This is a genomic window from Sphingomonas sp. Ant20 (genome assembly GCF_000783375.1).
GTDB lineage: Bacteria > Pseudomonadota > Alphaproteobacteria > Sphingomonadales > Sphingomonadaceae > Sphingomonas > Sphingomonas aerolata.
This window is the reverse complement of record NZ_JRVI01000011.1, coordinates 1-8,059: the sequence shown is the minus strand read 5'-3', so window position 1 is coordinate 8,059 and position 8,059 is coordinate 1. Positions and strand designations below refer to the sequence as shown.

At 67.5% G+C, this 8,059-nt stretch carries 9 protein-coding genes, 2 pseudogenes and 1 riboswitch; of the genes and pseudogenes, 9 read left to right on the top strand and 2 right to left on the bottom strand.

Annotated elements, in window-relative coordinates; all coding sequences use genetic code 11:
• The 6 genes and pseudogenes from NI18_RS02950 to NI18_RS02925 form a co-directional block, all read left to right on the top strand.
• Positions 1-374: peptidoglycan DD-metalloendopeptidase family protein (locus NI18_RS02950; RefSeq protein ID WP_037527970.1), on the top strand; the 374-nt coding region annotated here is incomplete at its 5' end.
• 112 nt (positions 375-486) lie between these two features.
• Positions 487-1,820 (top strand): annotated as a pseudogene (locus NI18_RS02945) (S41 family peptidase).
• 20 nt (positions 1,821-1,840) lie between these two features.
• The gene (locus tag NI18_RS02940; RefSeq protein ID WP_031395676.1) at positions 1,841-2,323 is read left to right on the top strand and encodes a disulfide bond formation protein B; all 483 of its coding nucleotides are present in this window, start codon (positions 1,841-1,843) and stop codon (positions 2,321-2,323) included.
• Positions 2,324-2,400: 77 nt separating this feature from the next.
• On the top strand, positions 2,401-2,892 hold the full coding sequence (locus NI18_RS02935; RefSeq protein ID WP_081874192.1) for a demethoxyubiquinone hydroxylase family protein: 492 nt from the start codon (positions 2,401-2,403) through the stop codon (positions 2,890-2,892).
• A gap of 113 nt (positions 2,893-3,005) precedes the next feature.
• Positions 3,006-3,473 (top strand): hypothetical protein, encoded by a 468-nt coding sequence (locus NI18_RS02930; RefSeq protein WP_031439959.1) that lies wholly within the window; start codon positions 3,006-3,008, stop codon positions 3,471-3,473.
• A gap of 77 nt (positions 3,474-3,550) precedes the next feature.
• A riboswitch (ZMP/ZTP riboswitch) is annotated at positions 3,551-3,628 on the top strand.
• Positions 3,629-3,646: 18 nt separating this feature from the next.
• A complete protein-coding gene (locus tag NI18_RS02925) occupies positions 3,647-4,339 on the top strand; it encodes a DJ-1/PfpI family protein (protein WP_037527968.1) in 693 nt (230 codons plus the stop codon).
• On the opposite strand, the gene NI18_RS02920 is transcribed toward NI18_RS02925, so the two are convergent.
• A complete protein-coding gene (locus tag NI18_RS02920; RefSeq protein ID WP_031395680.1) occupies positions 4,330-4,962 on the bottom strand; it encodes a DedA family protein in 633 nt (210 codons plus the stop codon). The genes NI18_RS02925 and NI18_RS02920 overlap by 10 nt on opposite strands.
• 53 nt (positions 4,963-5,015) lie before the next feature.
• Positions 5,016-6,415, bottom strand: a pseudogene (locus tag NI18_RS02915) (UdgX family uracil-DNA binding protein).
• Between the two features lie 83 nt (positions 6,416-6,498).
• Between NI18_RS02915 and NI18_RS02910 the strand changes: the two are divergent.
• From NI18_RS02910 to NI18_RS27775, 3 genes are all read left to right on the top strand, one after another.
• Positions 6,499-7,347, top strand: coding sequence for a shikimate 5-dehydrogenase (locus NI18_RS02910; RefSeq protein WP_037527973.1), 849 nt, complete (start codon positions 6,499-6,501; stop codon positions 7,345-7,347).
• 112 nt (positions 7,348-7,459) lie between these two features.
• Positions 7,460-7,771 (top strand): PHB depolymerase family esterase, encoded by a 312-nt coding sequence (locus tag NI18_RS27780; RefSeq protein ID WP_347574796.1) that lies wholly within the window; start codon positions 7,460-7,462, stop codon positions 7,769-7,771.
• Positions 7,689-8,059, top strand: a 371-nt coding sequence (locus tag NI18_RS27775; protein WP_347574795.1) for a PHB depolymerase family esterase, incomplete at its 3' end; no start/stop codon positions are given. The genes NI18_RS27780 and NI18_RS27775, both read left to right, overlap by 83 nt.

Genomic DNA, 8,059 nt, shown 5'->3' with positions numbered 1-8,059 from the left:
GTCCGCGCCGCGGTGCCTATCGCCTGCCCGTACGCGGCCGGCTCGTCACCGGCTTCGACGCGGTGTCCGATGTGGGCGTGCGATCGCGCGGGCTGACCTTCGCGGTCGCGCCGGACGCGCGCGTAGTCGCGCCGGCGGCGGGCATCGTCCGTTACGCCCGGGCGTTTCGCGGTTATGGCCGGATCGTGATCCTCGATCACGGCGATGGCTGGACGACGCTGTTGACCGGGCTTGCCGACACCGGGGTGAAACCGGGCGTCCGCGTCGCCGCCGGATCGCGGATCGGCACCGCGCCGGGGGGCGAGGATCCGCTGATCACGGTCGAGCTTCGGCGGCGCGGGCGACCCGTCGACGCGGCCGCATTGATCGGCTAATCAACCAAGAACCGGTCGGGCGTCCATTCGCCAGACCGCGAAGACCGTCGCGGCTTTGCTCCGCGCGCACTATACCGCTACGCTGTGCCTTCCCCCGGTTTCAGGACCTTAGATGCCACGTCCGATCCTTACCGCTACCGCCATCCTCGGCGCGCTGACCCTCGTGCCGCTGGCCACCTCGGCGATGGCGGCGGTCGATACCGACACGTATCGCGAGTTCGACCAGTTTCTCGACGTCTTCAACCGCGTGAAGGCGGAATATGTCGACAAGGTCGATGACAAGACGCTGATCAAGGGCGCGATCCAGGGGATGCTCGCAAGCCTCGACCCGCATTCGAGCTATGTCGACGCGCTGGATTACGAGAATCTGCGGATCATGACCGAAGGCAATTATGGCGGCCTCGGCCTGACGGTGCAGATGGAGGACGGCGCGATCAAGGTCGTCACCCCGCAGGAAGACTCGCCCGCCGCGCGCGCGGGCGTCAAGTCGGGCGATTACATCACGCATATCAACGGCAAGCTGATCTACGGCGATTCGCTCGACGAGGCGGTCGCGCAGATGCGCGGCAAGCCCGGCAGCAAGATCACGCTGGGGCTCGTCCGGCCGGGTCGCGACAAGCCGCTCGACGTGTCGATGCTGCGCGAGATCATCGTCCAGAAGCCGGTGAAATGGGAGGTGCGCGGCGATGTCGGTTATATCAACATCAACACCTTCAGCGAGAATACCGGCGCGGACACGCGCGCGGCGATCATGGCGATCGACAAGTCACTGGGGCACCGTCCGCTCGGCTATGTCGTCGACCTGCGGCAGAATGGCGGAGGTCTGCTGACCCAGGCGATCGCAGTCAGCGACGCGTTCCTCGATCACGGTGAGATCGTGTCGCAGCGCGGCCGCGAGAAGACGGATATCGAGCGCTACTACGCCAAGCCCGGCGACGACGCGCATGGCCTGCCGGTCGTCGTGCTGACCGATCCAGGGACCGCATCGGCCTCCGAGATCGTCGCGGCGCGCTGCAGGATCATCACCGCGCGCTGATCATGGGCGAACGCACCTTCGGCAAGGGATCGGTCCAGACCGTGCTCCAGCTCGGGCCCGAGACCGCGTTGCGCCTGACGACCGCGCGCTACTTCACGCCGTCGGGCCGGTCCGTCCAAGAGGGCGGAATCGAACCCGATATCCGCGTGCTCCAGATCAGCGATCCCGATCACAAGGCGCGCCCGGTGTTCCGCGAGGCCGACCTGCGTCGTCACCTGATCAACGAGGTGAAGGCCGACAATGCGGTGCTCGAGGAAGATACCAAGGACGATCCGCGCTTCTCGGCGACGCCCGAGGCGCTGAAGAAGCAGGGGGTCGAGGACTTCCAGCTTTATTATGCGCTGAAGACGGTCGCCCGGCTCGGCGGCGCCGCGCAGGTCGCCGCCGCGACCAAGGCACCCGTCAAGTGAGCGTACGCCGCGGGCTGGGGATGACCAAGAACGAGGAGATCGCCCGGTCGATCGCGCTCGTGCTGCCGCTGCTGCTGTTGCTGGGGGCGCTCGGGTCGCAATATCTGGGCGGGCTCTATCCGTGCGAGATGTGCCACTGGCAGCGCTGGCCGCATTATTCGGCGGTGTTGCTCGCGGCGGCGACGTTCGTGGTGCCGCAGCGCTCGCTGCGCGCCTCGCTGGTGCTCGTCGCGGCATTGCTGATCGGGATCAGCGGCGCGATCGGGCTGTTCCATGCCGGGGTCGAATATCACTGGTGGAACGGCATCACCGCCTGCACCACGACGGTGTCGATGGCGGGCACGACGCCGGCCGAACGGCTCGCCGCGATCATGAACGCGCCGATGGTGCGCTGTGATTCGGCGCAGTGGTCGCTGGCGGGGATTTCGCTCGCCGGGTTCAACGCGATCTTTTCCCTGGGCGGCGCGATCACCATCTTCGTGCTGATGAGGAAGACACGATGACCACCGCGACCCCGATCCCGACCGTCCCGCGCGGCACCGGCTGGAAGCCGGGCGATCGCAAGCACCCGAGCGAGGCGATGGTCCGCGTCGACCAAGCCGGCGAATATGGCGCGATCCGCATCTATGCGGGGCAGCTCGCGGTGCTGGGCGACCGGCACCCGTCGTCGCGCCTGATCCATCACATGGCGCAGCAGGAGGAGCGTCACCGCGCGTTCTTCGACCGGATGATTGTTGAGCGGCGTGTGCGGCCGACTGTGCTGCAGCCGATCTGGAAGGTCGCGGGTTTCGCGCTTGGCGCGGTCACTGCCGCGATCAGCCCGCGTGCCGCGATGGCCTGCACCGCGGCGGTCGAGACCGAGATCGACAAGCATTATGCCGAACAGCTCGTCGCACTGGGCGACAGCGATCCCGAACTGAGCGCGGCGATCCTCGATTTCCAGGCCGAGGAGCTGGAGCACAAGGCGACCGCGATCGCTGCCGGGGCGGAGGAAACCCCCGGCTATCCGGTGATGAGCGCGCTGATCCGGCTGGGCTGCAAGGTCGCGATCGCGACCGCGAAACGGATCTGACCGCGGCGCCGGCCGTTGGGACTGAAACGCGTGGCGTTGCAGCGTTCAGCCTAGGGCCACCGACGATCGCCGATCCTGTCGGCCAACAGATACGGATTATGGGAGTGGTGCGTATGAGGATGATGATGGCGGCGGCCTTGCTGGTCGCCGGTCCGGTGGCGGCGCAGACGGTGACGTCGGGTGCGGCCATCCCGGCCAAGCCCGGTGCCCCCGCAGCCAAGCCCGCGTCCGCGCCGGGTGAGGTGTCGCGCAGCGCCCCGGTCAACGGCGTGCTCACGCTGTTCGGCAACGAGCGCTGCCCGACCAATGCACAGGGCGAGGAAATCGTCATCTGCGTGCGTCGCAGCGCGCAGGAGCAATATCGCGTCCCCAAGGAGCTGCGCGAGTTCGCCGTGACGCCCGAAAATGAGAGCTGGGCGGCCAAGGCGCAGGGCACGCTCGGCACCGGTGTCGGTGCGAACAGCATCGGCAGCTGCTCGACCGTCGGCCCTGGCGGCGCAACCGGATGTTTCGGGCAGCGCGTTCGCGAAGCGCGCCGCGAAAACAAGGAGCGCGCAGCCGAGGTGCCCATTCTCCCATAGGCTGCCGCGACCGGTTTGCGTTCAGCGCGCGAACCCGTCGATGCTGTTGCGTCGTCAAAGACAACCGCATAGCGTTGGCGCGTCCGCGTGACTGGCGCCGAGTGGATCACCACGGGGAAGCGCGGACGGTTCCGCCGCGCGCCTGGGCAGCCCCTCTGGACGGAGCTTGTGCCATGCGCGACCCTTTTCGTATCGCCTTCCTACTGTTTCCCAACGTCACCCAGCTCGACCTCACCGGTCCTGCCCAGATCCTGTCGCGGCTTGGCGAGGCGCAGGTCGATCTCGTCTGGAAGACGCGCGATCCGGTGCCAACCGACGCCGGGTTTTCGATCCTTCCGACCGCGATCTTTGCCGAGGTGCCGTACGCGGATATCCTTTGCGTCCCGGGAGGCTTCGGACTCAACGACGTCATCGCCGACGACGAAGCGATGGCATGGGTGGGGGCCGTCGGGGCGGGCGCGACATGGGTCACCAGTGTCTGCACCGGCTCGTTGATCCTGGGTGCCGCGGGATTGCTCGACGGGTACCGCGCGGGGTGCCACTGGGCTCAGCGTGACATGTTGCCGCTCTTCGGTGCGATCCCCGTCGACGCGCGCACCGTGGTCGATCGCAACCGAGTCACCGGCGGCGGTGTGACGGCGGGCATCGACTTTGCGCTGACACTGATCGCGCTAATCCGCGGCGAGGCGCATGCACGCATGGTGCAATTGGCGCTCGAATATGATCCCCAGCCACCGTTTGACAGCGGCTCACCCGCACAGGCCGGTCCGGAGATCGTCGCCGCGTACCAGCGCCGTGTGCAGGCGTTGGCACCGACGCGTGACGAAGACCTGCGCGCGCTTGCCCGGCGTCGTGGTTACGGGTGACGCTTCAGCCCGCGGACGCGGTGCCAGATGTAGAAGCCGACCAGCGCGATCAGGACGATGCCGATCAGCAGGTCCGCGCTGTGGAAGGCGGCCTTCACACGCGGGTCGCTGTCCCATTTGTCGCCGAGCTTCATGCCGACCCAGGCAAGCCCGAAGCACCACGGCCAGGAGCCGATGAAGGTGTAGAGGTGGAAGGGTACGAGCTTCATCCGCGCGACACCCGCCGGAAAGGCGATGAACGAGCGGATGACGGGGAGCAGCCGCCCGATCAGCACCGCCATGCTGCCCCAGCGCGCGAAGAACCGGTCTGCTGCATCGAGCTCGCCCGGGCCGATCAGGACATAGCGACCCCAGCGCTCGGCCATCGGTCGACCGCCGCGCTTGCCGACCTCATAGGCGACGATCGAGCCGAGGTTGCACCCGATCGCGCCCGCGGTGGCGGCGAGATACAGGTCGAACCGGCCGGTCGACACCAGATAGCCGGCGAACGGCATGATGATCTCGGATGGAAGCGGGATACACGCGCTTTCGATCGCCATGAGGATCGCGATGCCGACATAGCCGCCGGACGAGATCACCCAGATCGTGAAGGTGGCCAGCACGGCCAGAATCTTTTCGAACATGGCGCGGGGATTTGCGCGATGCGGCGCGCGAAGGGAAGGGCCAATCGGTTCGCCTAAGCCAGCCGCGTGCCGGCCATTCGCAGATCCTCGACGAATCGCGCATATTCCTCGTCGGCCTGAACCTTGTCGGGCAGGCGCAGCAGGTAACTGGGATGGACGGTGATCCATGCCTCGCCGCCGCCGGGAAGCTGCAGCGCGCGGCCGCGTTCCTTGCCGATCGTCATCACCTTGCCGAACAGCGAGCGGGCCGCGGTGGCGCCGAGCGCGACCGTCACCTTGGGCGCGACGAGCATCTGCTCCTGCTCGATCCACCACCGGCAGGCCTCGATCTCGCCGGCACCGGGCTTGGCGTGGATGCGCCGCTTGCCGCGCTGTTCGAACTTGAAATGCTTGACCGCGTTGGTGACATAGGCGCGGCTGCGGTCGAGTCCCGCCTCCGCCATCGCGCGATCGAACATCTGACCGGCGGGGCCGACGAACGGCCGCCCGGCAAGATCCTCCTGGTCGCCTGGCTGTTCGCCGACGAACATCAGCGGCGCGTCGATCGGTCCCTCGCCGAACACGGTCTGGGTCGCGGGCTTGTAGAGCGGGCAGCGGGTACAGCCCGCGGCCTCGTCGCGCAGCGCCTCCCAGGCGATCATGCTGTTGCCGCCGACGACGTCGCGGGCGCGCTCGATCATGCCGCTCTCGCGCGCCTGTGCGGTGGCGATCATGCCGGGGACGAGATCGGTTTCGGGCATGTTCTTCCAGTATTTGCGGGGCATTTCCTTCAACATCGCGCCGATCTTGACGCGCGCGGGGTTGAAGGTGCTGGCGTAATAGGTCTTCCAGACTTCTTCGGTCGGATCGCCCTCGGGTGCGTCGGTCTTCTTGGCGCCCGGCCCTTCGCTGAGCATCGTCCCGTCCCAGTGGATCGAGACGTTGGGGGTCAGGATCGACCAGCGCATGCTCGCAAAGCGATTGACGAAGAAGGCGGCGTTGGCGCGGACGATGTGGTGATCGGGTTCGAACCAGGCGACGAACCGGGTTGCGCCCTCTTCCTCGACCTCGCGGAAGCGCAGGAACGCGCGCATCTTGTGGATGTCGCGGCGGACATCCTTCGCAATCCGTTCGAGCGTCGCACGAGAGGATCGGCCCGATCCTCGATCAGCTTGGGTTCGCGGCGCAGCCGGTGGAGCAGCGTGTAGAGCAACGCGAACCGCTCCGGATCGCTGCCGAGGATGACGCTGCGGGCGAGATCGAGGAACGCGCGCGGGACCGAGACGGTCGCGGAGGCAGCCCGCGGCGCGGATGCTACAGGAGGATCCGGTGGCACCGTCCCGAACAGGTCCGCAGGGGCGCTACCCGCCTGCCACACCACGTCGTCGGGGGGCACGTCATCGGCCATCAGGCCGCGCGCTGCATCGCGCCAGCCATCGAAATCGTCCGGTTCGGCAAGGGTCACGACGCGCATCGCCGGTTCTACGCCGGGTAGCGGCGCTTGTTCCGCCGCGCTTGTATCTCGACCCCGGCGGATCGCCGTCCTATTTTATGGCGATGACCCAACAGACCTCAGCCCCGGAACCCGCTCGTCCGCTGATCGGGCGCGATACACGCCTGTGCATGTCGCTGTCGGCGCGACCGGGCAATTTCGGGACCCGGTTCCATAACCGGCTCTATGCGCTGACCGGACTCGACTATGTCTACAAGGCGTTCTCGACCCGCGACCTGGAGGGCGCGGTGCGCGGTATCCGGGCGCTCGACATCCGCGGCTGCGCGATCTCGATGCCGTTCAAGGAGGCGGTGATCGCGCTGCTCGATGGACTCGCGCCCTCGGCCGCGGCGATCGACAGCGTCAACACGATCGTGAACGACGATGGCGTGCTGACCGGGCACAACACGGATTATGCCGCGGTCGCGGCACTGGTTGCGGATATCGATCCGGCAACGCGGTTCGTGCTGCGCGGGTCGGGCGGGATGGCGAAGGCGGTCGCCGCGGCATTACGCGACACGGGCTTCCGCGACGGCGTCATCGTCGCGCGCAACGAACCCGCCGGGCGTGCGCTCGCCAATCTCTATGGCTTCGCATGGGCCGCGGATCTTCACACCGAAGAGCAGGCGGACCTGCTGATCAACGTCACGCCGATGGGGATGACGGGAGCCGATGCGGACGCGCTCGCCTTTCCGCCGGCGATGATTGCGACGAGCGCCATTGCGTTCGACGTCGTGCAATATCCCCCGGAAACGCCGTTCCTGCGCGCCGCAGCTGCGGCGGGGAAACGCTGCATCACCGGCACCGAGGTCGCGATCCTTCAGGCGCTCGAGCAGTTCGTGCTCTACACCGGCATCCGCCCGATCGACGCGCAGGTCGCCGACGCCGCCGCCTTCGCGCGGGCTCACGGCTGAGCTCCGGCGGCGATTTGCCCTTGTGATCGGGCAGGGGCGGCACAAGATATGCTGCACTGCACCATTCACGGAGCCGGGCGCAAGGCGTCGGGCGCGCATGACGGGACGATCGATGGCCAGGCTTTCGGAAACACTCGCGCAACTGGCGCAGGCGCAACGCGCCGCGGCGGCGCGCTTCGCCGAGCAGCCAGAGAACGAGGACTCACGCCTGCGCCCGCTCGAATCATTCGGCGCGAATCCCGGCGCGTTGCGTGCGTTGACCTATGTGCCCGAGGCGACGTCCGACCGGCGGATGCCGCTGGTCGTCGTTCTCCATGGCTGTACGCAGACCGCCACGGGGTATGACCGGGGGGGCGGGCTGGTCCGATCTTGCCGACCGGCACGGGTTCGCCGTGCTCTATCCCGAGCAGCAGCGCGCGAATAACGGCAATCTCTGCTTCAACTGGTTCGACGCCGAGGATATCCGCCGCGGTGGCGGTGAGGCGCAGTCGATCCGGTCGATGATCGCGACGATGGTCCGCGACGTCGCGATCGATCCCGACCGCATCTATGTAACGGGATTGTCGGCCGGCGGCGCGATGGCTGGCGTGATGCTCGCCACCTATCCCGAGCTGTTCGCTGCCGGGGCGATTATCGCAGGTCTTCCCTATGGCACCGCGACCTCGATGTCGCAGGCGCTCGACCGGATGCGCGGGCGGGGCCTGCCCGTGCC

Excerpts from the sequence above, each read along its gene's own strand:
- NI18_RS02940 (WP_031395676.1), top strand. The coding sequence starts at position 1,841 with ATGACCAAGAACGAGGAGATCGCCCGGTCGATCGCGCTCGTGCTGCCG.
- NI18_RS02935 (WP_081874192.1), top strand. The coding sequence starts at position 2,401 with ATGGTCCGCGTCGACCAAGCCGGCGAATATGGCGCGATCCGCATCTAT.
- NI18_RS02930 (WP_031439959.1), top strand. The coding sequence starts at position 3,006 with ATGAGGATGATGATGGCGGCGGCCTTGCTGGTCGCCGGTCCGGTGGCG.
- NI18_RS02925 (WP_037527968.1), top strand. The coding sequence starts at position 3,647 with ATGCGCGACCCTTTTCGTATCGCCTTCCTACTGTTTCCCAACGTCACC.
- NI18_RS02920 (WP_031395680.1), bottom strand. The coding sequence starts at position 4,962 with ATGTTCGAAAAGATTCTGGCCGTGCTGGCCACCTTCACGATCTGGGTG.
- NI18_RS02910 (WP_037527973.1), top strand. The coding sequence starts at position 6,499 with ATGACCCAACAGACCTCAGCCCCGGAACCCGCTCGTCCGCTGATCGGG.
- NI18_RS27780 (WP_347574796.1), top strand. The coding sequence starts at position 7,460 with ATGGCCAGGCTTTCGGAAACACTCGCGCAACTGGCGCAGGCGCAACGC.